Annotated in this window: 25 protein-coding genes; 16 read left to right on the top strand and 9 right to left on the bottom strand. The window is 60.0% G+C overall.

Going from position 1 to position 25989, the window contains the following annotated elements; all coding sequences use genetic code 11:
- Position 1 precedes the first annotated feature (1 nt).
- From IF204_RS09145 to hisD, 4 genes are read left to right on the top strand one after another with little or no spacing between them, the layout of a single operon-like run.
- Positions 2–967 (top strand): cupin domain-containing protein, encoded by a 966-nt coding sequence (locus IF204_RS09145; protein WP_194096382.1) that lies wholly within the window; start codon positions 2–4, stop codon positions 965–967.
- Positions 968–1669: an alpha/beta fold hydrolase gene (locus IF204_RS09140; RefSeq protein ID WP_194096381.1), complete on the top strand. Its 702-nt coding sequence runs from the start codon at positions 968–970 to the stop codon at positions 1667–1669. It abuts the gene before it with no gap.
- On the top strand, positions 1669–2361 hold the full coding sequence (locus IF204_RS09135) for an RraA family protein (RefSeq protein ID WP_194096380.1): 693 nt from the start codon (positions 1669–1671) through the stop codon (positions 2359–2361). The genes IF204_RS09140 and IF204_RS09135 overlap by 1 nt, the downstream gene beginning before the upstream one ends.
- 22 nt (positions 2362–2383) lie before the next feature.
- Positions 2384–3673: a histidinol dehydrogenase gene (hisD, locus tag IF204_RS09130; RefSeq protein WP_194096379.1), complete on the top strand. Its 1290-nt coding sequence runs from the start codon at positions 2384–2386 to the stop codon at positions 3671–3673.
- Positions 3674–3678: 5 nt separating this feature from the next.
- On the opposite strand, the gene IF204_RS09125 is transcribed toward hisD, so the two are convergent.
- Complete coding sequence (locus IF204_RS09125) at positions 3679–5004, bottom strand: amidase (protein ID WP_194096378.1); 1326 nt, start codon at positions 5002–5004, stop codon at positions 3679–3681.
- On the bottom strand, positions 4991–5155 hold the full coding sequence (locus IF204_RS09120) for a hypothetical protein (RefSeq protein ID WP_194096377.1): 165 nt from the start codon (positions 5153–5155) through the stop codon (positions 4991–4993). The genes IF204_RS09125 and IF204_RS09120 overlap by 14 nt, the downstream gene beginning before the upstream one ends.
- Before the next feature lie 224 nt (positions 5156–5379).
- Between IF204_RS09120 and IF204_RS09115 the strand changes: the two genes are divergently transcribed.
- The 6 genes from IF204_RS09115 to IF204_RS09090 all read left to right on the top strand — a co-directional run bounded on the left by IF204_RS09115 (position 5380) and on the right by IF204_RS09090 (position 11970).
- Positions 5380–6543, top strand: coding sequence for a nuclear transport factor 2 family protein (locus IF204_RS09115; RefSeq protein WP_194096376.1), 1164 nt, complete (start codon positions 5380–5382; stop codon positions 6541–6543).
- Between the two features lie 88 nt (positions 6544–6631).
- Positions 6632–7870 (top strand): ABC transporter substrate-binding protein, encoded by a 1239-nt coding sequence (locus IF204_RS09110; RefSeq protein WP_228069135.1) that lies wholly within the window; start codon positions 6632–6634, stop codon positions 7868–7870.
- 61 nt (positions 7871–7931) lie between these two features.
- Positions 7932–8963, top strand: coding sequence for a carbohydrate ABC transporter permease (locus IF204_RS09105; protein WP_194096375.1), 1032 nt, complete (start codon positions 7932–7934; stop codon positions 8961–8963).
- Complete coding sequence (locus IF204_RS09100) at positions 8963–9847, top strand: carbohydrate ABC transporter permease (protein ID WP_194096373.1); 885 nt, start codon at positions 8963–8965, stop codon at positions 9845–9847. Before IF204_RS09105 ends, IF204_RS09100 begins: the two co-directional genes overlap by 1 nt.
- Before the next feature lie 4 nt (positions 9848–9851).
- Positions 9852–10907 carry an ABC transporter ATP-binding protein gene (locus tag IF204_RS09095; RefSeq protein WP_194096371.1) on the top strand — a complete coding sequence of 352 codons (1056 nt, stop codon included), beginning with the start codon at positions 9852–9854 and terminating at the stop codon, positions 10905–10907.
- 55 nt (positions 10908–10962) lie between these two features.
- Positions 10963–11970 (top strand): LacI family DNA-binding transcriptional regulator, encoded by a 1008-nt coding sequence (locus tag IF204_RS09090; protein WP_194096369.1) that lies wholly within the window; start codon positions 10963–10965, stop codon positions 11968–11970.
- Here the strand turns inward: IF204_RS09090 and nagB are convergent.
- The 7 genes from nagB to IF204_RS09055 are packed head-to-tail and all read right to left on the bottom strand — an operon-like array spanning position 11967 to position 18678.
- Positions 11967–12704 carry a glucosamine-6-phosphate deaminase gene (nagB, locus tag IF204_RS09085; RefSeq protein ID WP_194096367.1) on the bottom strand — a complete coding sequence of 246 codons (738 nt, stop codon included), beginning with the start codon at positions 12702–12704 and terminating at the stop codon, positions 11967–11969. The genes IF204_RS09090 and nagB overlap by 4 nt on opposite strands.
- A 1-nt stretch (position 12705) precedes the next feature.
- Entirely contained in the window at positions 12706–13809 is a 1104-nt protein-coding gene (locus tag IF204_RS09080) for an ABC transporter ATP-binding protein (RefSeq protein ID WP_194096365.1), read from the bottom strand.
- A 57-nt stretch (positions 13810–13866) separates the two neighbouring features.
- The gene (locus IF204_RS09075) at positions 13867–15078 is read right to left on the bottom strand and encodes an ABC transporter substrate-binding protein (RefSeq protein WP_194096363.1); all 1212 of its coding nucleotides are present in this window, start codon (positions 15076–15078) and stop codon (positions 13867–13869) included.
- A gap of 33 nt (positions 15079–15111) precedes the next feature.
- Positions 15112–15954 carry a carbohydrate ABC transporter permease gene (locus IF204_RS09070; protein WP_194096361.1) on the bottom strand — a complete coding sequence of 281 codons (843 nt, stop codon included), beginning with the start codon at positions 15952–15954 and terminating at the stop codon, positions 15112–15114.
- Positions 15954–16829 carry a carbohydrate ABC transporter permease gene (locus tag IF204_RS09065; RefSeq protein ID WP_167636152.1) on the bottom strand — a complete coding sequence of 292 codons (876 nt, stop codon included), beginning with the start codon at positions 16827–16829 and terminating at the stop codon, positions 15954–15956. Before IF204_RS09065 ends, IF204_RS09070 begins: the two co-directional genes overlap by 1 nt.
- Positions 16826–17965, bottom strand: a complete 1140-nt coding sequence (locus tag IF204_RS09060) for a Gfo/Idh/MocA family protein (RefSeq protein WP_194096359.1) — start codon at positions 17963–17965, stop codon at positions 16826–16828. Before IF204_RS09060 ends, IF204_RS09065 begins: the two co-directional genes overlap by 4 nt.
- Positions 17962–18678 (bottom strand): copper homeostasis protein CutC, encoded by a 717-nt coding sequence (locus IF204_RS09055; RefSeq protein ID WP_194096357.1) that lies wholly within the window; start codon positions 18676–18678, stop codon positions 17962–17964. Before IF204_RS09055 ends, IF204_RS09060 begins: the two co-directional genes overlap by 4 nt.
- Before the next feature lie 156 nt (positions 18679–18834).
- Between IF204_RS09055 and IF204_RS09050 the strand changes: the two genes are divergently transcribed.
- Genes IF204_RS09050 through IF204_RS09025 form a run of 6 tightly spaced genes read left to right on the top strand, consistent with a single transcriptional unit; the run spans position 18835 to position 25962 of the window.
- Positions 18835–19671, top strand: a complete 837-nt coding sequence (locus IF204_RS09050) for a transcriptional regulator (protein ID WP_194096356.1) — start codon at positions 18835–18837, stop codon at positions 19669–19671.
- Positions 19672–19687: 16 nt separating this feature from the next.
- Positions 19688–20734: an SIS domain-containing protein gene (locus tag IF204_RS09045; RefSeq protein WP_194096355.1), complete on the top strand. Its 1047-nt coding sequence runs from the start codon at positions 19688–19690 to the stop codon at positions 20732–20734.
- A complete protein-coding gene (locus tag IF204_RS09040) occupies positions 20731–21642 on the top strand; it encodes an ROK family protein (RefSeq protein WP_194096353.1) in 912 nt (303 codons plus the stop codon). The genes IF204_RS09045 and IF204_RS09040 overlap by 4 nt, the downstream gene beginning before the upstream one ends.
- Complete coding sequence (locus IF204_RS09035; protein ID WP_194096351.1) at positions 21642–22736, top strand: N-acetylglucosamine-6-phosphate deacetylase; 1095 nt, start codon at positions 21642–21644, stop codon at positions 22734–22736. The genes IF204_RS09040 and IF204_RS09035 overlap by 1 nt, the downstream gene beginning before the upstream one ends.
- Positions 22733–24619, top strand: a complete 1887-nt coding sequence (locus tag IF204_RS09030; protein WP_194096349.1) for a beta-N-acetylhexosaminidase — start codon at positions 22733–22735, stop codon at positions 24617–24619. The genes IF204_RS09035 and IF204_RS09030 overlap by 4 nt, the downstream gene beginning before the upstream one ends.
- The gene (locus tag IF204_RS09025; RefSeq protein ID WP_194096347.1) at positions 24616–25962 is read left to right on the top strand and encodes a M81 family metallopeptidase; all 1347 of its coding nucleotides are present in this window, start codon (positions 24616–24618) and stop codon (positions 25960–25962) included. The genes IF204_RS09030 and IF204_RS09025 overlap by 4 nt, the downstream gene beginning before the upstream one ends.
- The last annotated feature ends 27 nt before the right edge of the window (positions 25963–25989 follow it).

The following is a 25989-nucleotide window of genomic DNA, read 5'->3' as shown; positions in this document are numbered from 1 at the left end:
AATGACTCCGCAGGAAATGGAAAGCCGCATCGTTCGCTACGGCGAACTCGTGCCTTGCAAAACCGCATTTATCGACGCCCATACTCCGGGTTCGGACCAGAAGGAAAACTTCACCATCATCGGTGGCGGCGTTTCCGAAAGCCCCGACCAGCACGTCCACATCAAGGATACGCCCGGTTTCAACATCGGTGCTGCCGGTCAGCCGCCGAAGTGCCGCAACTCGCTTCACTCGCACCGCACCGCCGAAGTGTTCTTCGTGCTCAAGGGCCGCTGGCGTTTCTTTTGGGGCCGTTGGGGTGATGCGGGCGAGGTCGTCCTTGAAGAAGGCGACATCATCAACATTCCGACCGGTATCTTCCGCGGTTTCGAAAATATCGGCACCGACTACGGTATGATCATGGCGATCCTCGGCGGCGACGATGCCGGCGGCGGTGTCCAATGGGCGCCTCAGGTGATCGAAGATGCCAAGGATCACGGCCTGGTACTGGGTGAAAACGGCAAGCTCTACGACAGCAAGAAGGGCCAGTTCCTGCCTGAAGGCGTGAAGCCGATGCCGCTGCTGACCGAAGAGCAGCTCAAAGCCTACCCCGAGCCGACCACCGCAGATGTCATTCCGGGCTATGTTGCGCGCTACTGGGATCTGATGGCGCTGGCTGACAAGACCCCCGCAAAGGTCATCGGTGAAAACGCCGCGCTCAAGGACAAGCCTGGTTTTGAAGTTGACTTCATCTCGCACAAGTCCGCCAGCGACGAGCAAGTTACCAGCGGTCGCAACGACGTGCTGATGGTCATGCGCGGTCACTGGAAGCTGACATGGGAAGGCGGCGAGTCCGTTCTGGCTCCGGGTGATACCTGCGCCGTTCCGCCGTCGCTGACCTACTCGCTGGTGCCGTCGATGTCGGGCGAGGCAAGCCTCTACCGCGTTCGCGATACCGACGACGCCGCCGGCGCGACCTGGAAGCCGTAAATGGGATCGCGTGATCTGTCTCTGGTCCTGCTGCCCGGCATGATGTGCGATGCGAGGCTCTTTGCCCCGCAGGTCGAGGAAATCGGCGCATACATTCCGGTCAGCGTGGCCGACTTCACGACGCAGAGCACTATTGCCGATATGGCGAAAAGCGTTCTGGCAAACGCGCCGGAAACGTTTGCTCTGGCCGGTCTGTCCATGGGCGGCATCGTCGCGATGGAAGTGCTGCGTCAGGCACCGGAACGGATCACGCACCTCGCGCTTCTGGACACGAACCCGCTGGCTGAGACCGATAAGGTCAAAGCCGGACGGGCACCACAAATCGCACGCGCCAAGGGCCGCGAACTGGCTGCGATGATGGCCGACACCTTCATCCCGCGCTACCACGGGGTAGAGGAATGTCACCTCGTCAGCTCGGTCGCGATGGACATGGCGCTCGACCTCGGCCCGCTGGTGTTCGCGCAGCAATCCGTGGCCCTGCGCGATCGTCCCGATCAGACGGAAGCCCTGAAGGCGTACCAGCCGCGCACGCTGATCCTTTACGGGTCCGAAGACAAACTCTGCCCGCCGTCGCGCCATGAACTGATGGCGGACCTAATGCCCCACGCGACGGTCGTTCGCATCGACGGGGCAGGGCACATCCCCACACTCGAAACACCCGAAGTCGTCAATGCAGCGCTTCGCAACTGGCTGGAGATATGATGACACCAACACTCCTCGAACTGCTGCGCTCGGTCGATACGCCGACGGTCTGCAATGCCATCGAAGTGGCGCAGGGCAAACGCGGTTTTAACGACTTTACCCGCGGCACCGTTCAGATCAGCGATCCCACTGGCGTTGTCGTCGGCAAAGCGCGCACCGCGAAGATCGCCGCCAAGGTGCCCAGCACCGAGGACCCCGCCGTGATCCGCGAACGCCGCATGGCCTATTACAAATACATGTCCGAAGGCACCGATCCGTCGATCGTCGTGATCGAGGATGAGGACGGCGCTGATACCGTCGGTGCGTTCTGGGGTGAACTCAACACCACCGTTCACAAGGCATTCGGCCTGGCAGGTGTGCTGACCAATGGCGTCATGCGCGACCTCGGCGATATGGCTCCCGATTTTCCGGTTGTCGCAGGCAGCGTCGGTCCGAGCCACGCGTTTGTTCGCGTGACCGAACTGGACACGCCCGTCACTGTGTTCGGCATGACTGTCCGCCCCGACGATTGGGTCCACGCCGACCGTCACGGTGCTGTGGTGATCCCCGCCGACCTGATCCCGCAATTGGAGGATGCGATCCACAAGACGCAGGCCACCGAACGTATCGTTCTCGACGCCACAAAGGCTGATGATTTCGATTTTTCCTCATTCGAGGCCGCATGGTCGGCCTTCGAAAATGCCCGTACCTGACCACTCCATTTGGAATTAACGCATGACTTCTCCGCGCCTTCCCATTCCGTCCTCCATTGAATTCGTCAAATCGCCGAACCGCGACGCTGTCGCGGACAACTCTTCGGTCGAAACCATCGTTGCCGAAGTCATCGACCGTGTTGCCAAAGAAGGCGACGCTGCGGTTCGCGACTATTCCAAGCGTTTTGACAAAGCCGACCTTGAAGTCTTCGAAGTCACCGCCGAAGAGCGCGAAGCGGCTCTGTCGCGCATGGACCCGCAGACCCGCGCCGACACCGAATTCGCCATCGAAAACGTCCGCGCATTCGCCAAAGCGCAGCTCGGCACGCTGTCCGAACTCGAAGTTGAAATCCGCCCAGGCGTTCACCTCGGTCACCGCAACATCCCGCTGGAGCGCGTCGGTTGCTACGTTCCCGGCGGTCGTTACCCGCTGCTGTCGGCTCCGATCATGACCATTGTTCCGGCCAAGGTAGCTGGCGTCGAAGAGATCGTCGCCTGCCTTCCGCCGAACGCCCATGAAGCCATGATTGCAGGCTGCCACCTGTCGGGCGCTGACCGTATCTTCCGCATTGGCGGTGCGCAGGCGATTGCCGCCATGGCGCTCGGCACCGAAAGCGTCCCGCCGGTCGACAAGATCGTTGGTCCGGGCAATGCCTTCGTCAACGAAGCCAAACGTCAGGTCTTCGGCCCTGTAGGCATCGATCAACTGGCCGGTCCGTCGGAAATCTTCATCCTTGCCGACGAGACCGGCGACGCTGAGATGATCGCGACCGACCTTCTGGCGCAGGCAGAGCACGACACCCGCACCCGTGTGGGCCTCATCACCACCGACAAGGCGCTGGCCGAGGCTGTTCTGGTCGAAGTTGACAAGCAGCTCGAAACTCTGTCGACCGCCGAAACCGCTGGTCAGGCATGGCGCGACTATGGCGAGATCGTCTTCTGCCCCGACGAAGAGTCCATGATCGCCTATTCCGACATCGTAGCCGCCGAGCACCTGCAAGTTCACACGCTCGACGCCAAGGCATTTGCGAAGAAGCTCAAGCACTACGGCTCGCTGTTCATCGGCACCAACTCGAGCGTCGTCTATTCGGATAAGTGCTGCGGCACCAACCACACCCTGCCGACCATGGGCGCGGGTCGCTACACGGGCGGTCTGTGGGTCGGCACTTACATCAAGACCTGTACCCACCAGTGGCTCAGCGAAGAAGGTGTCCGTCAGGTTGCACCGCCGGCAGCGCGTCAGTCCGCCAGCGAAACGCTCGAAGGTCACCGCCGTGCGGCCCAGCTGCGACTGGACCGCATGCAGGACTGATGTCCTCAGTCAGTGATTTCCAGCGGCCCGTCCTGCAATGCAGGGCGGGCCGTGTGGTTTGTAGCCTGCTCGAATGCGTGAGCGATGCGGCAGATTATGCCTTCGTCGCCATATCTACCGACAAGCTGCATGCCGAGCGGCAATCCGTTCGCAAAGCCGCAAGGGACAGATATGGCCGGATGGCCCGTCATGTTGAAGGGCAGGGTGCGCATGGCAGTCCAGACGGGCCCGTCCTCGAAATCCGCGAAGGCTGGCGCGGTCGATAGGGTTGTCGGCGTGAGCAGTGCGGCGAATGGTTCGAGCGCCTCATCGAAGGTCCTTCGTAGGTCGGCTGCAAAGTCGAAAGCCGCTTTGATCGTCGCATCGTCCAGCATCGCACCGGACAGCAAGTTGCGACGCGCATCGACGCCGTAGCGGTCATAAGACTCGGCAAGGCCCGCCTTGTGATTGTCCCACGCCTCGGCCTGGATCTGCACGCAGCCCATGACCTCCATCGGGGCATAGCCGGGCAGGGTGATCAGTTCGATCACGGCTCCAAGTTGCGAGAGCATCCCCGCCGCGTCATCCATCGCGTCGATGACGTATTGCTCGCAGGCGGGATCGTTCACGAACCAGTCGCGGGCGTAGCCAATGCGCAGCCCCTTGATGTCTTTGCCGAGCTCGGCAGAGATGTCCCGCCCTGTCATCGCGTCGTACACGAACGCCGCGTCGTCGACAGACGCAGCCAACGGGCCAACCACGTCGAGGCTTTGCGATAGCGGGAAGACGCCTTCATCAGAGACCGCGCCGTGGGTCGGCTTCAGGCCAACGCAGCCGCTGTAGGACGCCGGAGAACGAACGGAACCACCCGTGTCGGTCCCCAGCGCGGCGCGAACCAGCCCGCCCGCGACCGCAGCCGCGGAGCCCGAGGACGAACCGCCCGTGATGTGCGCCTCGCTCCACGGATTGCGGGCAGGCGGGTTGGGTTGGTCGTAAGCGGGGCCGGTCAGCGCGTATTCATAAGTCGCGACCTTACCGACGGGCACCATGCCGAGTGCACGCAGAGTTGCGACGACAGGTGCGTCCTTCTCGGCGGGCGTCGCGTCATGCGCGTGAGAGCCGCAACGGGTCGGCATTCCGGCCACGTCGATGATGTCTTTGACCGCGATTGGCAGCCCGGAAAGCGGCCCCTCGGCAGGTGTCTCGCCGTCCGAAAGGTATACAAAGGACCGCAGTTTTCCATCGCGCGCTTTGATGCGATCCATGGTCAGTGACCACAGTTCTGCTGCTGTAACCTCACCGGATTGTAACAGCGCGGCCTGCTCGCGGAGCGGGAGATCAAGAACGGACATCGGCGTCACCTTTTCCAATGATGCGATTCGCATTCTCGCGGAGCGCCTTGCCTGCTTCATAGGCGGGCTTCAGGTCGTCAGCAGGGGCGACTATGCCCAAACTTTCAAGTCGTTGCCGGAACTGGTCAAATGTCATGTTGTCAGAGGTCATCGCCGCACTATTTCGCTGTTTTTCTTCAATTTTGCATACCTATTCATCGAGTAAGCCTGACAACCGGAGTGCTTTGTTTTAGCATGGCGAACAGGAGTTCTGTGATCAGTTTTGCATAAGTATGCATTTTCTTGTTGATCGATTCCGAGTTTCAGTCAACGATGCTGTGAATAGGTATGCAAAATACATTTTTGCGACGTCTTTAAGAAGATTGGAACAAACAAATGGGAAATCAGGACACCACCCCGGTGGCCGATAAGAAGGTCTCGGCTTCGGCAAAAGTGCCGCAGGTCATGCAGGTCGAAACCAACGACTTTGTAGACCTCGTGCCGGAGACCCGCCAGCGAGCTCACTCGATGGAAGGTTTCGACGACTGTTACTCGGATATTGTCGATTACATTATCCGCTGCACGCACAAGATTTGGGACGAGCGTGACGTTGGTCTGATCTACACCCATTACACTCATAACTGCGTTCTCTACGGGACCATGGGTACGATGTACAACCGCGAGGATGTTGTCCGCGACACCATCCAGCGCCTCGTCAGCCTGCCGGAACGTCGCGGTCTCGCGACTTCGGTTATCTGGAACGGTGACGACAAGAACGGTTTCTACACTTCGCACCTCGTCACCGGCACCGGCCGTTACACCCAAAACGGCCACTACGGCAAAGCGAACGGTCGACCGTTCGTGTCGCGCACCGTTGCCGACTGCATGATCCTGCGTAACAAGATCTACCGCGAGTGGGTTGTTTCGGACCAGATGGCGATCATCCAGCAGCTCGGCATCGACCCGCACGGCTACGCTGAAAAGGTTGCTGCATCGAAGCTGTCGCAGGGCCTCAAGAGCCTCGATATCGGTGAAAACGGTCTGATGCTCGGTCAATATCCGGTCGCCGAAAGCGTCGACACCTCGATTGCGAACAACGAGCTTGAGCGCAAGACGCTGGAAATGCTCCACGCGATCTATAACCGCAAAATGTTCGGTGAAATCCGCCGCAACTATGCGCCGACCTGTATGTACCACGGCCCGCTGATGAAAGAGCTTTACGGCATCAACGCTGTAACGCATCAGATCATCGGCCTCGTTGGTGCCCTGCCTGATGCCGTCTATTCGCCGCAGCACATCTGCTCGGTTCCGGACATCGAGGGCGGCACCAAGGTTGCGGTGCGTTGGGTGATGGAAGGTCATCACCTCGGCTTCGGCGGACTGGAAAGCTTCGGCGATCCGACCGGCAAGCGGGTTCAGGTTATGGGCATGTCCCACTTCCACTTCAAGGACGGCAAGATCGTCGACGAGTGGACGGTCTACGACGAGCTGTCGATGCTCGTTCAGATCAAACTGGCACAACTGGCAGACAAGCCTTCGGCAGAAGAGGCACTTGCCTAACAGAATGACCGGAGCGGGATTGTCCCGCTCCGTCACACATACGATCCGCGCGCAAAGCAACGCGGGCGTAATAACGGAGAGGAAAGACATGATGATGATGAAAACGACTGCGGCCAGCATCGCCGCTCTCGTCCTCGGCACCGGCGCTGCATTCGCTGACTGCGGCATCGAAAGCGGTTCGGTCCGCATTCTTGCCAACGACTTCGACGCGCTCGGCATCGTAATCGACGAAGCCAAGACCTGCGCTTCGGACACCGTTTCGGTTGAAGCCAACATGACCTCGGAGCACAAGTCGCTTCAGGTTCCGGCACTGACCATCGATCCGGCCCAATACACTGTTGCTCTGGTCGCCAACAACTCGATCGTTCCGCTGCTGAACGACGACCTGATCCGTCCGCTGGACGATCTTGTCGCTGAGTACGGCGACAGCCTTCAGGAAAGCCAGCTGATCCGCGTTGACGGCAAAGTCATGGCGATCGCGTTCATGGGCAACGCCCAGCACCTGTTCATGCGTTCGGACATCCTCGAAGAAGCCGGCATCGAAGCGCCGACCTCCTACGAAGAGATCCTCGAAGCTGCCAAGGTTCTGCGCGAAAAGGGCATTATGGAATACCCGCTCGCAGCTGCTGACCTTCCGGGTTGGAACCTCGCTGCGGAATTCGTGAACATGTACCTCGGCATGGGCGGCGACTTCTTCGAGGCAGGTTCGGCAGAGCCGTCGATCAACAACGAAACCGGCATGAAGACGCTGGAAATGATGAAGGCGCTGACCGAGTACATGTCGCCGGAATACATGACCTACGACGCCAACGAAATGAAGGCGCTGTATCTGGCTGACGAAGTTGCCATCATGAACCAGTGGGGTTCGATGGTGAACGGTCACATCGATCCCGAAGGCCCGGCACCGGAAATCGGCGAAGCAACTGTACTCGCTCCGGCTCCGTTCGTCGGTGGTGGTTCGACCCCGGCTGCGGCTCTGTGGTGGGATGGTTTCACCATCGCCAAGAACATCTCGGATGAAGATGCCGCTGCTTCGTTCCAGGCCATGGTCTACGGCGCACGTCCGGAAGTCGCTCAGGCGAACCCGACTGGCGCAACCTGGCTGATGAAAGACTTCGACGCTCCGGCAAGCGCAAACGGCGTTCTCGGCACTGCTGCCGAAGGTGCTCGCGCTTACCCGATGACCCCCTACATGGGCCTTCTGCACACCGCACTGGGTGCCGAACTGGCTGAGTTCATGCAGGGTTCCGAAGGCGCAGAGCAGGCACTGTCTGACGTAGAAGCCGCCTACCGTGCAGCCGCGACCGAGGCTGGTTTTCTGAACTAAGCCTGTCGCACCTCCCGTGTCCCCGACCTAGTCGGGGACACCTCTATTTCGGAAGCACTCCATGCGACATCGCGATTTTATCGCCTTTATTTTCCCGTCCGTGGTCGCGATGATCCTGTTCATCGCCATTCCCATCGTGTCGGTGGTCGTTCAGTCCCTTTATGTGGAGCACGACCGCGTCCTGATCGAAGTTGAGAACTGTGGTCCGTTCGGTTGTACGACCGAAACCCGTGTTGATGCCGAAGCCACTGCCGAAATGAAGGCAGAACAACCGCTCGGCAAATTTAACGGCCTCGGGACCTATTTCAACCGCGCCCACCTCGCTGTGGACGAGCTCAAGGCGATCTTTGCCGACAACGACGGATTTGGTGACATCGTCGCCCAGATCTATAACCTCCCGTTTTACAAGGCGCTGAGCTTCACGCTGGTCTACACATTCCTTGTGACGCCGCTCTGTATGATATTCGGTTTCCTCATCGCGCTAGGGGTCAATGCAATCCCGAAAGTGGTCAAAGGGCCGGTGATCTTCCTGTCGCTGCTGCCCTACATCGTGACCCCGCTGATCGGCTCGCTCATCCTGTTCTGGATGATCAACTCCGACGGTGTGATCGGCGCGAGCCTCCAGTACATCTTCGACGACCCCGAGCTGTCGCTCAAAGCGTCGCCGGCTCTGATGTGGATGGTGCTCATCATTTACGGTACTTGGCACATGGCACCGTTCTGCTTTGTTGTGTTCTACGCGGGTCTCCAGACGCTGCCGACCGACACGCTGGAAAGTGCGATGATCGACGGCGCAAACCGCTGGGAACGCATCCGCTATGTCGTGATCCCGCACCTCGTGCCGCTGGCGACCTTCGTTGGCCTCGTGCTGCTCATGGATAACTTCCGCGTCTTCGAACCGATCGTCGGTTTCTCTTCCGAAGCGCACGCAACCTCGCTGTCCTGGGCGATCTACAACGACCTCAGCGGTCAGGTAGACCAGCTTTACGGTTCGGCTGCGGCAACTTCGGTGCTGACCATGATCGGCGTACTTATCATCCTGACGCCCGTGCTGATCCGCACATGGCGTGACTTCTCGCGGAGGGCCCGCTGATGCACGACACTAACGCACTCCGCCAGAGCAAAGGACTGATGATCGTTACGACGGTGATCCTGATCCTCTGGCTCATCCTTGCGGCCTTCCCGTTCTTCTGGACTGTCTGGGGATCGTTCAAAGTGCAGGCCGACTTCTTCAGCCGCGAGAACTTCCTCAACGCGATCTTTGGACCGGCCACCGAACGCCAGACCGGCGGCGCCTTCACCATGGACGGTTACCGCGGTGCGTGGATCGAGCGCGAATTCTGGCGGTCGGTCATCAACACGGCCATCGTGACCGTCTGCGTGACCACGATCAGCCTCGTGTTCGGCACGCTGGGTGGTTACGCGCTGTCCCGCTCGACCCGCAAGTACACCTTCTGGATCCTGATGGCGGCGCTGTTCTTCCGCGCAATGCCGCACATCACGCTCGTTTCGGGTTACCTGCTGCCGTTCTTCGAAATGAACATCTGGGGCTATCTGCCGACCGCGATCATCGTGCTTGTGGCGATCAACCAGCCGTTCACCATCTGGATGCTGCACAGCTTCTTCATGTCGATCCCGAAAGACCTCGACGAGTCCGCCATGGTTGACGGTTGCACCCGTTTCCAGGCGTTCCGCTGGGTCATCATGCCTGTCATGTGGCCGGGTGTGATTACAACGGGTCTGTTCAGCTTCCTGCTCGCTTACAACGACTTTGCTGTCACCGGTATGCTCCTCAATCAGGACAACCAGACGATGGTCCCCAAGATCAACTCCTTCATGGGCACAATCCAGAGCGAAGGCATGATCATGTACGCGGTTGCCGCCGTGGTTTCGGCTACCGTTCCGCTCTTCATCCTCGTGATGTTCTTCCAACGCCAGATCGTCAGCGGCCTAACCGCCGGCGCAGTCAAAGGGTAATCCCATGGCAGAAATCCATCTCAAGAACGTCTGCAAACGCTGGGGCGATGTCGTCGGTGTCGACAATTTCGACCTGGAGATTGCAGACAAGGAATTCCTCGTTCTCCTCGGGCCGTCGGGCTGCGGTAAGTCGACCACCATGCGTATGATCGCTGGCCTCGAAGACGTGACCGACGGCGAGATCATCATCGGCGGAAAGGTTGTAAACAACCTTGAACCGAAGGACCGCGACATCTCCATGGTGTTCCAGTCCTACGGCCTCTACCCGAACATGACCGTCTACGAGAACATCCGCTTCCCGCTGAAAGTTCGTAAGATCCCGAAAGCCGAACACCACGACCGCGTCATGCGCGCAGCCGACATGGTGAACCTCGGTAACCTTCTGGATCGTCGTCCGGCAGAACTTTCGGGTGGTCAGCGTCAGCGTGTGGCACTTGCCCGTTCGCTGGTTCGCGAACCGAACGTGTTCCTCATGGACGAACCGCTGTCGAACCTCGACGCCAAGCTGCGCGTCTCGACCCGTGCAGAGATCAAGAACCTCCAGCACAAGCTGCAAGTCACCACGATTTACGTCACCCACGACCAGATCGAAGCCATGACGCTCGCCGACCGCGTTGTCGTCATGAGCGACGGTGTCGTCCAGCAGGTCGCCACCCCGACCGAGATCTACGACAATCCGGCGAATACCTTCGTGGCCAGCTTCATAGGTTCGCCTGCGATGAACCTCGTCGAAGGCGAGATCAACGGTGGTGTCTTCACGGCCGAGAATCTGACCCTCGCCGGTCTGCCGACGCACCTGTCGGGCAAGATCATCCTCGGTTTCCGTGCAGAGGACGTGACACTTTCGGATCAGCCGTCGCACCTGAACGCTCCGGCCTTCGCGCTGGAACTGTTGGGTGAGGCATCCATGGTCGCCGTCCACGTGGGCGAGACGCTGGTGAACCTCAAGGCTGCAAAAGACTTCCGCGCCGAGATCGGCGAGATGATCCATGCAACAATTCCGGTAGAAACTTGCCACCTGTTTGATAGTAAAACGGGTAAACGTATCATTCTGGATTAATGACATCGGCCGTTCACGCCGATAAATACCACCTGACACAAAGGCGAGTAAGTGAATGGCTAGCGCGAAATCAGTGACATCCGTAGATGTGGCCCGCAAAGCTGGCGTCAGCCAGTCGGCCGTTTCGCGCTATTTCACTCCGGGGGCGTCGGTCTCTGCCAAAATGGCCGAGAAAATCCGCGTCGCCGCTGACGAATTGGGCTACCGCCCGAACGTCTTGGCCAGATCGTTGATCACCGGCAAAAGCCGCATCATCGGTCTGGTCGTCTACTATCTGGAAAACAGCTTCTACCCCGAGGCGGTCGAGAAACTGTCGATCGCTTTGCAGGAAAACGGCTACCACGTCCTGCTCTTCATGGCGTCCAACACCGTTGGCGATGTCGAGCCGGTCGTGCAGCAAATCCTCGATTACCGCGTCGACGGCATCATCATGGTATCGGTTTCGGTGTCCTCGGTACTGGCCGAGCGATGCCGCGATCTGTCCATCCCCGTCATGCTGTTCAACCGCGATCAGAAGCGCGATGACCTGCGTTCTGTCACCAGTGAAAACTACCGTGGCGGCCAGATGGCGGCGGAGATTTTCCTGAAATCCGACCACAAGAAAATCGCCCATCTCGCCGGTTTCGACGACGCGAAGACGCAGATCGACCGTGAAAAGGGCTTCGTCGACGCGCTGAACGCGGCGGGTCAAAGCCTGCACTCGCGCGCTTCGGGTAACTACGATTATGCCGAAGCTGTCGAGGCTGCGCGCACCTTGTTCGATGTCGAAGATAAGCCCGACGCCCTGTTTGTGGCTGATGATCACATGGCCTTTGCCGCGATGGATGTGATCCGTCATGAGCTCGGTCTAAGAATTCCCGAGGATGTTGCGGTCATCGGTTTTGACGACACGCAGCAATCGCGCTGGCCGAGCTATAACCTGACGACAATCCGCCAGCCGCTGAACCAGATGGTGTCGGCTGCGGTGAACGAGTTGATCAGCGCGATCGAAGACCCGACCACGCCGATCCGTAGCATCAAGATCGAGCCAGTGCCGCAGATCCGCGGCACCACCCGAAATTAAGCGTATTCTCTCATTGTGAGTTTTGCAGCGGCGGCTTCGTCCACGATCACCGTGACCTGAGCGTGCATTTGCAGGATCGAACCAGGGCACATGCTGGTGACCGGACCTTCGATCATGGCGGCCACTGCGTCGGCTTTGCCGTCACCGACCGCAAGGACGATAATGCGCTTGGCATCCATAATTGACGCGATACCCATGGTGATGGCGGTCGTCGGCTGGCGCTCGCCTTCGTTGAAGAAGCGGCTGTTTGCTTCTAGCGTGCTTTTGGTCAGGGACTTCTCGCGAGTGCGGGACGCCAGAGAACTCAGCGGTTCGTTGAACCCAATATGACCGTTCCGACCAAGACCCAGTAGTTGCAGGTCAATTGGACCAAACTTCTGCAAGAGCGCCTCGTATTCTTCGGAAGCTTCTTCGGGCGAGATATCCCCGCGCGGCAGGTAAGCAGAGCTTTGGCAAATGTCGACGTGATCAAAGAAATGGTGCTGCATGTAGCGGCGGTAGCTCTGCGGGTGATCGCCGCTCAGCCCGACGTATTCATCGAGGTTGAAGGTCACCGCGTCAGCAAAGCTCAGACCGCTATCATGTTTCTGACGCAACAGCGCATAGACCGGCTCCATCGTGCCGCCGGTCGCCAGCCCGAGGACCGATGACGGTTTGTCCGTGACCTGCGCAGCGATGAGGTTTGCGGCCTCGGTCGCTGCTGCTTCGGGCGTGGGGTGAACGTGCAGGCGCATATCAGGCCGTCAATTCCAACTCGTTAAGGTTCACGTTGCGCTCGAAAGCGCTGCCGTCCGCGCGGAACAGATGCGCGTTGTGGCCTTCGAAGCCGACGGCGATTTCCTTGCCGCCCGCCATCGTGACCATGCCGCCGGTGACGATGCACACTGGCTCGCCCGAAAGGGTGTTGGCATAGACGACGGTTTCGTTGCCGAGCCGTTCGACCACGTCAGGAATGACCTTGATATTGCCGCCCGAATGGAAGTCGGCAGGGCGGACGCCCACGCTGACCTCGTCACCGATCTTGCAGTCGCCCGAAACGGGGAGGGTGCATTCGTTGCCGTCGTTCAGCTTGACCGTCACGCTCGCGGGAGAGATCGCAGTGATCGTGGCAGGCAGGAAGTTCATGTTCGGATTTCCGATGAACCCGGCAACGAATTTGTTCTGCGGCTTGTGGTATAGCTCCAGCGGGCTACCGCATTGTTCAATGACGCCGTCACGCAGCACGACGATCTTGTCGGCCATGGTCATGGCTTCGATCTGGTCGTGGGTGACGTAGATCATGGTGTTCTTGAGCTGGCCGTGCAGACGCTTGAGCTCGACGCGCATCTCGGCGCGGAGCGCGGCGTCGAGGTTCGACAGCGGCTCGTCAAAAAGGAAAACCTTGGGTTCGCGTACGATTGCGCGGCCGATTGCGACACGTTGGCGTTGGCCGCCGGACAGTTCGCCCGGTTTGTGCTTCAGGCGCTCGTTCAGCTTCAGCACGTCGGCGGCGCGGCTCACCAGACGGTCGACGTCGGCTTGGGGCGTGCGGGCAACGCGGAGCGGGAAGGCGATGTTCTCGTAGACCGACATATGCGGGTAGAGAGCGTAGGACTGGAACACCATCGAGATGCCGCGTTTGACGGGCGCGAGGTTGTTGACCACCTTGTCGTCAATGACGATCTCGCCGCTGGTGATCTCTTCCAGGCCCGCGATCATGCGCAGCATTGTCGATTTGCCGCAGCCCGAAGGTCCGACAAAGACAACGAACTCGCCTTCGTTGATGTCCAGATTGGTCGGTTTGATGACTTCGGCCTTGTCGAAGCTCTTCGTCACCGCACGCAGCGAAAGTTGGCCCATATCGCAGTCCTGTAAATGGGGTGGGGGAGGCGGCGTGGTGCCGCCTCCGATAGTGGCTTACTCGTTCAGATCTTCGAGTTCCGACTGGGCTTCGGCAGCGGCTTCTTCTGCCGATACTTCACCGGTCAGGACCGACTGGATGGCTTCGTTGATCACGTCCTGCATAGCGACGTAGTCATAGAGAAGCGGCTCGGGGCCACCGGTCGGAACGGAGACGACGAACGGCTCCCACGACGGGTCTTCGGCAACGAGGTTCTCGGTATCCATGGTCTGGCGGATCGGGGTCCAACCACCGGCGATGTCGAATGCCGACTGCTGTTCCGGAGCGGTCATGTAGGTGATCAGGTCGAGAGTCGCTTCTTCGACGCCCGAACCTTTGAACACGACAAGGCTGTCGGTGATCAGCAGGGTGCCGTGGTCGCCCGACGGGCCCGACGGGATCAGCGTGATGCCGTAGTCGATGTCGCCTGCGGTGTTACGACCCCAACCACCGTTGGTGTACATGCCGATAGCTTCTTCAGCGAAGAGCGGCTCGAGCTTGCCGCGGTCGTATGCCAGCGGACCTTCTTCGGTGTAGTCGGCCAGATCAGCGTAGAGCTGGAGGGCTTCGACGACCTCGGGAGAGTCGAACACGATCTCGCCGTCTGCGTTGATGACTTCACCGCCGTTCGAGTAGAGCCAGTTCAACCACTCGTGCATGGTGTTGTCGAAGTCGGCAGCGGGAAGGCCGATGCCGGCAGCGTCGGTGTTTTCGGTGATCGCTTTGGCAGCGGTCACGACGTCTTCCCAAGTCTGCGGGCCGTCCGGCATATCGAGGCCGGCTTCTTCGAAGAGACCCTTGTTCCAGTAGAGTGCCTTGGTCGAGAAGGCGCGCGGCAGGCCCCAGACTTCGCCGTCGAACATGACGGTCGACAGAACGGAGTCTTCATAGGTGCCGAGTTCTTCTTCGGTCAGGTCGAACGGGATGATCAGGTCGCTTTCTGCGAGCTGCTTGAGCACGCGCGAACCCATGTAGGACGCAGCAACGGGGTCACCAGCCGAAGCAAGGGTGATGGCGCGTTCCTGGCACGAACCCCACGGAACATACTCGAAGACGACCGAGTAATCGGGGTTTTCGGCTTCCCATGCTTTCGCATGTTCTTCCTGAAGCGGGTTCTGCGGGTCGGCAGCAGCGCCACAGTTGATCAGGTGGATTTCAGTCTGTGCAGCGGCAGCGGAGGCAAACCCCAGAACCGCAGTCGTAGCAAGAAATAGTGCCTTGGCTTTCATTGTTATATTCCCTTGTTGGACCATGATTTTTCGTCACTCCTTCACCGCGCCGGAGGTCAACCCGGCGACGATGTAGCGTTGTAGGAAGACGTAAAGGATCAACACCGGAGAGATGCCGACCAGACTTGCAGCCATCAGTTCGTTCCAGTGAACGGTCTGGTGGCCGAAGAAATCGTAGAGTCCCACGGGCAGCGGCTTGTAGGCGTCCTTCGAGTTGAAGGTGAGGGCAAACAGGAACTGCTGCGCATAGGCGGTAATGAAAGTGGCAATGGTCACAACCATGATGCCGGGAAGCGCGACCGGGAGGATGACGCGCCATAGGGTGTAGAGACGCGAAGCACCGTCGACGTAGGCGGCTTCTTCAAGCTCTTTGGGGATACGCAGGAAATAGCTGCGCATCAGGAAGATACCGGTCGGTACGCAGAACGCTGCACCAGGGATAATCATCGACCAGTAGGTATTCAGAAGTCCGAGCGCCAGCATCAGCTTGTAGAGCGGAATGATGAGCACTGCGGCACCGACCATGTTGATGCCGAGGAACATCGCCAGCAGCCCGTCACGTCCACGGTAAGTGAAGCGACCGAAGGAATAGGCGGCGGGGATGATGCAGATCAGGGCGAGGATCGTCACGCAGCACGCGATGAAGAAACTGTTCCAGATATAGAGCGCGAGGTTCGGCACCGATTTCCACATGATCGAATAGTTCTCGAACGTCATGTCATCGGTGATGAACTCGTAAGGAATGTTGAACAGACCATCGAGCGGGCGGAGCGAGACCGCGAAAGCTTCGGCGAAGGGCGCGAGGACGAACAGCAGGAAGACAGCAACGCCGAGGTACAGCAGGACCAGTTCCCACCACGTGTATTTGTTCAGCATCAGGCAGTCCCCCGCTTGCTCAGTCGCGACAGCAGCGCGAGGTAAACTCCGGCGAAGGCCGAAAGGCAGATCAGGATCATCACGGCTCGGGCGGCACCTTCGCCGTAGCGGAAGCGGCTGATCGCGGTCTTATAGGTGTCGATGATCATCGTCGTGGTCGAGCCGCGCGGGCCGCCTTCGGTCAGGATCCAGATGATGTCGAAGCTATTGAAGGTCCAGATCGCGGACAGCAGGGCCATCGTTGCCATCGCAGGTGCGATCAGCGGCAGCGTGATCCGGCGGAAGCGGTAGAAGCGCGATGCGCCGTCGGTCCAAGCGGCTTCGTGCAATTCCGTGGGAATGGATTGCATCGCGGCCAGCAGGTAGAGCGCGACCATCGGCGTGCCGATCCAGACGTCGGTGATGACCGTTGCGAGGAATGCGGTGTTGCCGAAGGCGAGGAATTCCAGCGGTCCGTCGATCAAGCCGAGGCGCTGCATCACGCCCGAAATCATGCCGAACTGGCCGTTATACATCCAAGCCCAGATGAACACGCCCACAGCAATCGGCACGATCCACGGCGGCATGATGAGTACGCGGAACAGCGCGCGGCCCGGAATGGCGGCGTTCAGCAGAACCGCGCCAAACGTTCCGCAGATGATCTTAAGCGCGACCGAACAGGTCATCCAAAGGAAGGTGAGGCGGATAACCTCCCAGAAGTCGTCCTCGAAAATCTCGACGTAGTTGTCGATGCCGACGTATTTCCACGATGGCCTCATCGAGGCGTTGGTGAACGACAGGCGGAAGGTTTCGAACAGTGGCCAAGCCACGATCGTCACCGTCAGCGCAAACGCCGGTATCAGGAGAAGGTAGGGAAAATAGTCGATCTTTTTCATGCGTTGCCCGCCAGAGCCTTGTCGAAATCGTCCCAGACCGGAGCCAGATCGATCATTCGTTTTTCGTTGCGCGACAGGTCCATCGCCATCGCGGTGACGCCAGCTTCCAGCGCGTCAATGACGCTGAGCGGAAGCTGGTCCAGAGTGCCGTTGATGTGGGCGACGATATCCACCGCCATCGCATCATCCGCGCCGTAGTGCCCGTCGTTCGTCGCGTCGCCTGGAGTGCTGTCGATGATCCGCTCACCAGTGTCAGAGAGGGTCACGTGCAGGTAATTGCGGAGGAAATCGCCCTCGGCCTGACCGTCGACGCCTGCCACCATGAAACGGCGGTATTCGTCGGGCACGTTGAGGTTGGTGTGGAACGCCAGCGTCGCGCCGTTCGCGTAGTTCACGATCGCTGTCTGGTAATCGATGATATCGCCCGTGCCGCCGAAGGCATCGTTCACTCCGCCCCAACGAGGGCTCATCTTTGACAGATAGTCAGCATCGACACGGCGTTCGGGCAGGTATTTCTTGCGCCCACCGAACGAGGCGACCTCCATCGGACGTGCGCCGACGAGACCTTGATAAAGGTCGAGGTCGTGGCAGCACTTTTCCAGCATGAAGCCGCCCGACATCGCGGTATCGCGGCGCCAGTCGCGCATGAAGAAGCTGCCGTGGTAGGGTGCGATGTGCTCGGCGGCCTCGATGGACATGATCTCGCCAAGGTGCTGGCGGCTCGCGTCGGTCAGCGCGCGATAGAGCGGGGAGTAGCGCAGCACCATGCCAACGAGGATGCGGCGGACGCCATCATGCGCTGCCATCAACTCGGCCAGCGCCATCGTCTCTTCGATATTCGTGACGACAGGCTTTTCGGCAAAGATGAATTTCGCGTTCGATTTGAGCGCTAATTCAAGGTGTTCGAGGTGCAGGTGATTGGGCGATCCGATCATGATCACATCCAGATCATGCTCCGCCAGCATTTGTGCTGGGCTATCATAGCGGATCGGCGCTGCGTCCAGTGGCTCGAACACCGGCATACGCACGTCATCTGGGTCTGCAACGGCCACCCATTCAATGCTCTGATCGGCTGCGGCAAAGCACCGAACCAGATGGGCGAGCCTGTGGCCAAGGCCGATAATGCCGTACTTCATGCTGTCACTTTCCGGTGGATAGCTGCCTTCAAAGTCGCGACTTTTCCGGCATCGGTCATTCGCTGGGTGGCATTGAGTCCGATGCGTCCGACCGCGCCCTTGGCCGCGATATCCGTGCCGCAGGAGGAATGGACCGCGTGGATGCCCGCGTCGATGAGCGGCTCCACGTCAGCGATTGTCAGTCCACCGCCAGCCATGATCTCTACGCCTTCGGAGGCGGCGATCATTCGTTTGATGACGGGGAGGCCTTCACGGACGCTGGACGCGCCGCCGGATGTCAGGATACGCTTTATTTTATGTCGTTTTGCAACATTGACGCACGCAACGGGATCAGGCGAAATGTCGACCACGCGGTGGAGTATCACGTCGAGGTTTCCTGCCTCGGCCACCATCTCTGCAATGGCCGCTTCATTGATAGTGCCGTCTTCATTCGCCGCACCGATGACGATGCCTTTGACGCCTGCGGTGCGCAGAAACGCGATGTCGGCGAGGCACGCGTCGATGTCAGCAGCGCTGAAGAAGAAATCACCTGCGCGGGGCCGTACCATAGCGTGAACCTCGGCGCCTTGGGCAATCGCGCTGGCGACAAGACCGACGCCAGGGGTGAGGCCACCAAGCGCCAGCGAAGAGCACAGCTCGATGCGATCAGCACCCATCGCGGCGGCAATGCCGTCGGGCGTATCGATACAAACTTCCAGTGCAACGCGGTACATGGTGACTCCCATTGGTTGCACAACTACGAGCAAGTTTTGCGACTCGTTTCAAGAATTATTTTTGTTCAACTAAAATTTTTACGACCGACATATTGGTTTGACATAAAGAATGGTTTCAGCAATTCTAAATCCGCATCTTGGCTAAAGGGCGGCTTAATGAGCGAAAAACGTGACCTCATGTCGGAGATCAGGGCAGAGCTGCCCTCACTCACGACGAAGCTGCGTGCCATCGGCGATCTGGCGCTCTCCGATACGGAGCGTTTCATTCGCAATACTTCAAAGGATATCTGCGCAGAGATCGGAACGTCGGAGCCGACACTCATCCGATTCTGTCGCCACTTCGGCTTTGCTGGGCTCTCCGATTTCCGGATCGAGCTTGCTCTTTCTCTCGCGCGTCAGCCGCGGGGGGCGGGGTTTGTCGAACCTCTCGCCGTCGACCGTCGCCGCACCAACCTGACCCAGAAACAGAAGATTGCCGAACGTGCCGTGCCGCTGGTCGAAGGGGACGCGGCGATCCTGATCGACAACGGCTCTACCGCTGAATTCTTTGCTGGTGCGCTGGGCGAACTGGAGCCGCTGACCATCATGACGACCGGTCTGGTGGTGGCGCAAAACGCGATGCAGCATCGCCATCATACGGTGATGCTGACCGGCGGGCGTATCCGTCCGAATGCGCTGTCGCTTACTGGCCGCCTCGTCGAGGATTCGCTGAAAGAATACCGCTTCGACACCTTCGTCATGGGTGCCGACTCTGTCGATGCTCAGCTGGGCCTGTCAACGTTCCGCGAGGACGAAGCTGCCCACAACCGCGCAATGGTCGATGCCGCCGCCCGTGTCATCGTGCTGGCCGACAGCACCAAGTTTTCAAAGCCCGCACTTCACAAGATTTGCGACATTCCTTGCGTTTCGACCCTCGTGACCGACCTGCCTGACGACGATCCGAACGTCGCGGCGCTGCGTCAGCGCGGGCTCGAAGTTATCCTCGTTTCCTGAAAATAAAGTTGACGTCATGACCGATTACAAAACCTCGGCCACTTGGGGCGAAATTGCTGCCCAGCCAGCGATCTGGCGCGCGTGGGCCGAGCCTCTGTCCGAGAAATCCGCTGAAGTGCAGGCATGGATCGCCGCCGAAAATTTCGATGAAATCTGGGTGTCAGGCGCGGGAACGTCCGCATTCATCGGTGAGATCATCGCGCGCGGCACCGCCAAAGTCCGCGCTGTCCCGACGACTGATTTGGTCGGCTGCCCGCAGGATTATCTGTCGGCGACTGGCAAAATCCTTGCGATCCAGTTCGGGCGTTCCGGCAATAGCTCCGAGACCATCGGAATGCTCGATCTGCTCGACGCGCAACGTCCTGACATTGCCCGCCTGAACATCACTTGCAATGGCGAAAGCGCCCTTGCGACCCGTCCGGCCGCGAACCAGCGCGTGATCGTGTTGCCCGAAGCGACGCACGACAGTGGCTTTGCCATGACGTCGAGCTTTACTACGATGACGATGACAGCGCTCGCCTGCCTCGGCGTGTTGGATTGCGGCGACATAGAGAAACTGGCCAATGAGGCCGAACGCCTGATCTTCAAAGCGGACGCCATGTCGGTTGCCCGCCCTGAACGCGCTGTATTCCTTGGTGCGGGTGCGCTGACGGGCGTGGCGCGTGAAAGTGCGCTTAAGGTGCTGGAGCTGACCGCGGGCAAGACGATGACCCAGTGGGACAGCACGCTTGGCTATCGTCACGGTCCCAAGGCGGGCGTGGATGGGTCGACGCAGGTCTACGTGATGTTGCACCCCGACGCATATGTGCGCCAGTACGACACTGATATCGCTGAGGAAATTCGCCGCCAGTTCCCCGATATCCCCGTGAAGACACTCGGGCGAGGTGGTGATTTCTACATCAAAGGCACCGGCGATCCACGGGTTGATAGCGTGCTCTTCGTTCTGCTCGCGCAGGTGCTGGCGGTGAAGTGGTCGGCGGACTTGGGCCTTCCCATCGACGATCCTTTCCAAGGCCAGAACTTGTCCCGCGTCGTATCGGGCGTAAAGCTGTATCCGCTATGATTTGCGGCGGCATCGACCTTGGCGGCACCAAAATCGAGGCCCGTTTCTTTGACGGGCCCGAGACGGCGACGATTGAAAAGCGGCGCGTGCCGACACCTTTGTCCAGCTTTGACGAGATGATCGACGCGCTGGTCGACCAGATCGAGTGGCTGCACGCGCAGGGCGGGAAGGACCTGCCCATTGGTGTCTGCGTGCCAGGCGTTATCGACCGCGAAACGGGCATCTGCTACGCGTCGAACATCCCGTCCACAGGCCACTCTATCGAGGCGGCGGTAAAGACCCGCATCGGCGTTGCGATCCCCGTCATCAACGACTGCATGGCCTTCGCGTTTTCCGAAGCGATGAATGGTGCAGGGCAGGGCGAAGTGTCGGTCATGGGCCTTATCCTCGGCACCGGCGTTGGCGGCGGATACGTTTTGAACGGAGAGTTGCCCTACCGCGAAAACGGCCTCGCGATTGAAATCGGTCACGTCGGGGTGCCGCTGCGCGCTGCGACACGTCACAATCTTCCGGTCTTTACCTGCGGATGCGGCAAGGTCGCCTGCATGGAAAACTACATGTCCGGCACGGGCTTCGCGAACATCGCAGAGCATGTGACGGGCCAACGGATCGGTGCGCATGAACTCCATGTCGTCGACACCAACCTAGCCGAGCGCCTTCTGAACATCTGGACGGATATTGTGGCGGAGTGCCTCTATACAATTCAGGTGATGCTCGATCCGGGGTGCATTGTACTCGGTGGCGGGGCGTCGCAAATTCCGAACCTGACGGGCAGGCTTGAGGTCGCGCTGGAGCGTCATCGCCTTGGCCATGTCGCTGCGCCAAAGATCCGCCTCGCTCTGCATGGCGACAGTTCCGGCGCGCGCGGGGCAGGGCTGGCAGCGCTCGAATTCGCGGGAGCGAAGTGATGTTGATTACACCAGAGTTTACCTTTCTCGACGGCCGCCTGAAAACGGGGCTCGGGATTGAAACCGCCGATGGCAAGGTCAAACGGATCTTTGAAACCCAAGCGAGCGGTGACCAATCGCCGTTTCTTTTTATGCCGGGTTGTCACGACCTTCAGGTCAACGGTGGGGGCGGCGTGATGCTGAACGGTTCGCCGACGGCGGACGCTTTGCGCACCATGCAAAAAGCGCACGCATCGCTCGGTACGACCGCGATACTTCCGACGGTCATTACGGATACCGCCGAAGTTATTGACGCAGCAGCTGACGCCGCGATTGAGGTCAAGGGCGAGGCTGGCCAGCTTGGTCTGCATATTGAAGGTCCGCACCTCGCCATCGAGCGGCGCGGCACCCACAAACCCGAGTTCATCCGTCCGCTGAACGAGACCACCGTGCGTACGGTCGAGCGTCTTCGCCACGCTGGCGTCACTGTTGTACTGACGCTTGCGCCTGAACTGGCCGACCGCGATCTGATGGGGCGGATGGTCGCTGCGGGCGCGATCCTCGCTGCGGGTCACTCTGCCGCGACTGCCGCTCAAGCTCGCGAGGGCCTCGACAACGGCATCTCCTGCTTCACCCACATCTACAACGCGATGCCGCCGATGCTGTCCCGCGCGCCGGGAATTCTGGCCGCCGCGCTTCTGTCCGAGGGCTACTGCGGCCTGATCGCCGATGGCATCCACGTTGATTGGGACATGGTCCGCATTGCGCTCGCCGCGCGTCCCAAGGCGGGGCTGACCTACCTCGTGTCCGATGCGATGGCTACGGTCGGTGGGCCGGATCATTTTGTACTCTACGGCCAGAAAATCTTTGTCCGCGATGGCGCGCTGGTGAATGCCGAAGGCTCGCTGGCAGGCGCGCATATCGACATGGTCACCAGTATCGCCAACCTTCATCGCAAGGCCGATGTGCCGCTCGAAACCGCCATTGCCATGGCAACCGACGTGCCGCGCGCGGCTATCGGGCTGAAGCCGCAGCGTATTGGCGCAGGAGCGGCATTGGCCGACTTCATAACTCTCGACGAACACCTCAAATACGCCCCACTGGAGGCCGCATGACGCTCTTTCTTGCGCAACGCTACCTGAACGACACCGGCACCGAACATGGCGCTTTCGAATTCCGTCTGATGAACACCGGTACCGAGCCGCTGGCACTGGCAAAGCTTTGCTACAGCTCCATGACCCGCATTCGCGATGATGTTGCGGTGACGGGCGCTAAGTTCCAGCGCAAGTTCGCGAACCACGTTGAACTGACGCCCGACGCCAAGGAAATCGGCGCTGGCGAGGTGCTGACCTTCCGCATCGACGGCCTGACCCACCCACCCAAGAACCGCTCACAAGGCGTTCTGGCATCGTGGATTGAAGACGCGAAGGGCAATGCGACCTCTGCCGCCATCGGCGACCTTGAAGCACCTGCAGGCACCCAGCTTTCGCCGCTAAAAGACTGGCCTGATGGCAAGGTCACCAGCCAGCTCGGCCTTCTGCCTTGGCCCAATTCGGTCGAGGTCGACAGCTTTGGCGAGGCCGCTGTCGCTTACCCCGCTGACGAAAAAGATGCCGCGCTTTTCGCTTCGGTCGCCAAGCTCCAACGCCGTCTATTCCCGTCCGCCAAGGCTCCAGTCTCTGCCATTCCTGTCGTGGGTGTGGCTGTTACGGTCAAGCAAGGCGACGCGCCCGCGCAAGGCTACAAACTGACTTTCGCGACCGACGAAATCACGCTTGAGCATAGCGATGACCAAGGCCGTATTTACGGCGTGATCGCCATCGCGCAGATCCTGCACCATGCCTATGCTGACGACCGTTTTGCCCGCCCGACTTCGGGTACGGTCGAGGACGCTCCGCGTTTTGACTGGCGGGGCGCGCACCTCGATGTGGCTCGCAATTTCCGCGGTGCCGATAAGGTGCTGCGCTTCGTCGATATTCTTGCGTGGCACCGTTTCAGCCACCTGCACTGGCACCTGACCGACGACGAAGGCTGGCGTTTGCCGTCCCGCAAGTTCCAAGGACTAGCCGAGCACGCCGCAAAGCGCGGTCGTGGCAATGCACTTGCCCCGCAATACGCGGATGGTCCCAACGGTCAGCAGGGTGACTACAGCTTCGACGAGGTCGCCGAGGTCGTCGAGCGCGCCGCTGAATTTGGCATCACCGTCATGCCCGAAATCGACATTCCGGGCCACGTCACCGCACTCCTCTCGGCTATTCCGGGTCTCAAGGATGCGGACGAAACGCCCGATAGCTACCGTTCGATCCAAGGTTATCCGAACAACGCGCTGAACCCTGCGCTGCCTCGTACCTATGAAGTGCTGGAGCAAATGCTCGACGAGATTTGCGAGATGTTCCCGTCCCCGATTATCCACGTCGGCGGTGACGAGGTGGACAAGAAAACATGGTCCCAATCGCCCGCCGCGCAGGAGCTGGCAAAGCGCGAGGGGCTCTCGGGCACGATGGAGCTGCAGGCCTATTTCATGCGCAAGATCCACGAGATGCTGAAAGCGCGCGGCCGCCAACTTGGTGGTTGGGATGAATGCGGCGAAGGCGGCGGCGTGGACCGCGACGGCAGCCTATTGTTCGCGTGGCAGAAGGTCGAAACGACTGCTGCGCTGATGAAGGAAGGCTACGACGTCGTCGCCACCCCGGGTCAGGCATATTACCTCGATATGGTACAGGCAGACGGCTGGAACGAGCCCGGTGCTGCCTGGGCTGGTGTTTGCACGCCCGCGTTCTGCTACGATTTCGAACCGAGCCGCGGCCTGCCCGAAGGCCCTGGAAAGCTGGTCGGCGTTCAGGCCGGTATCTGGACCGAAACCATCGTCGGCGACCGCCATTTCAACCACATGGTTTTCCCACGTCTTTCAGCTATCGCCGAGGCTGGCTGGACGCAGCCTGACAACAAAGACCGTGACCGGTTCTTTGCCCTCTCGCACAGGATGCCGCAGCTATGAAGCGCGTTGCGATCGGCGGCCTCCACACCGAATGTTCGAGCTATTCGCCGCTCGAACAGGTGAGAGAGGATTTCACCCGCTCGGAAGGCGACGACCTGATCCAGCGCGCGAACTTCGATTTCGCCGCAAGGGGCATCACGCCTGTCCCGCTGTTCCACGAACGCTCGGTGCCGGGCGGTCCGGTTTCGAGCGCTTGTTTCGCCGCGCAACGGGCCGAGTTCATGGCGATGCTCCGCGATGCGCTACCCCTCGAAGGCGTGCTGCTGCTGATGCACGGCGCGATGTTCGTGCCGGATGTGACTGATCCTGAGGGCGAGTTTATCGCCGAAGTCCGCCAGATCGTCGGGCCGGATTGCATAATCTCGGCGTCCTTCGATCTGCACGGACAGATCACCGATCAGATCACCACAAACCTCGATGGCTTTGCGGCCTACCGCACGGCTCCTCATATCGACGTGCCGGAGACCTATGCCCGCGCTGCGAAGATCCTCGCCGATGCGTTGGATGGCCCGCGTCCTTGCGTGAAGTGGTCCGCGGTGCCGGTGCTGGTGTCGGGAGAGATGTCGTCCACGTTTGTCGAGCCGTGTCAGTCGCTCTATGCGGAATTGCCGCTAGACGACGAAGACGAGGGTATTGTCGATAGCAATTTGATGATCGGCTACGTCTGGGCCGACAGCCCGCGCGCGACTGCGGCGGCTGTTGTGACTGCGACCGACCCCGATGCGGGACAGGCCAAGGCGGACGAGATTGCCGCTCGCTATCGCGCGGTTCGGCACGATCTGACTTACGATATGAACTCCATGTCATTGGATGAGGCATTGGCCGCGCTTGAACTGCCGACGGTGCTGGCCGATAGCGGCGACAACCCGACCGCTGGCGGTGTGGGGGATCGTGCCGACGTTCTGGCGGCAATCCAAGCGGCAGTCATGCCTGCGTTGTTCGCGGGTATTTGCTCGCCCTCAGCGTATGAGGCGCTTCTGAATGGCGCTTCTTCGGTCACGGTCGGCGGAGCGCTTGGCGGCGGCGGTCCGGAGGTAAAGTTGATCGTCGATCAGGTGACCTTTGCAATGGATTGCGCCGTGGTCGCAAGTGGGGCGCAGACGGTGGTCATCTCTAAGAAACGCCGCCCGTTCCACAACTTCGCAGACTTCGAAGCGCTCGGGCTCGTGCTGAGTGCACATCCGCTGCTTGTCGTGAAGTCAGGCTATCTGTCCCCGGACATTCGCACTCTGCCGCGCCAGCAGATCATGCTGCTGACCGACGGTGCCGTGTGTCAGGACGTGCTCGCGCAAGCCAACGAACACCGGCCGCGTCCGACGTTTCCGTTCCAGTCGATTGACTAGGACTACTGTAGTAGCGCCTGTAAACGG

It is taken from the genome of Marivivens aquimaris (genome assembly GCF_015220045.1).
GTDB classification, from domain to species: Bacteria; Pseudomonadota; Alphaproteobacteria; order Rhodobacterales; family Rhodobacteraceae; genus Marivivens; species Marivivens aquimaris.
This window is presented reverse-complemented; position numbering and strand designations above follow the sequence as displayed.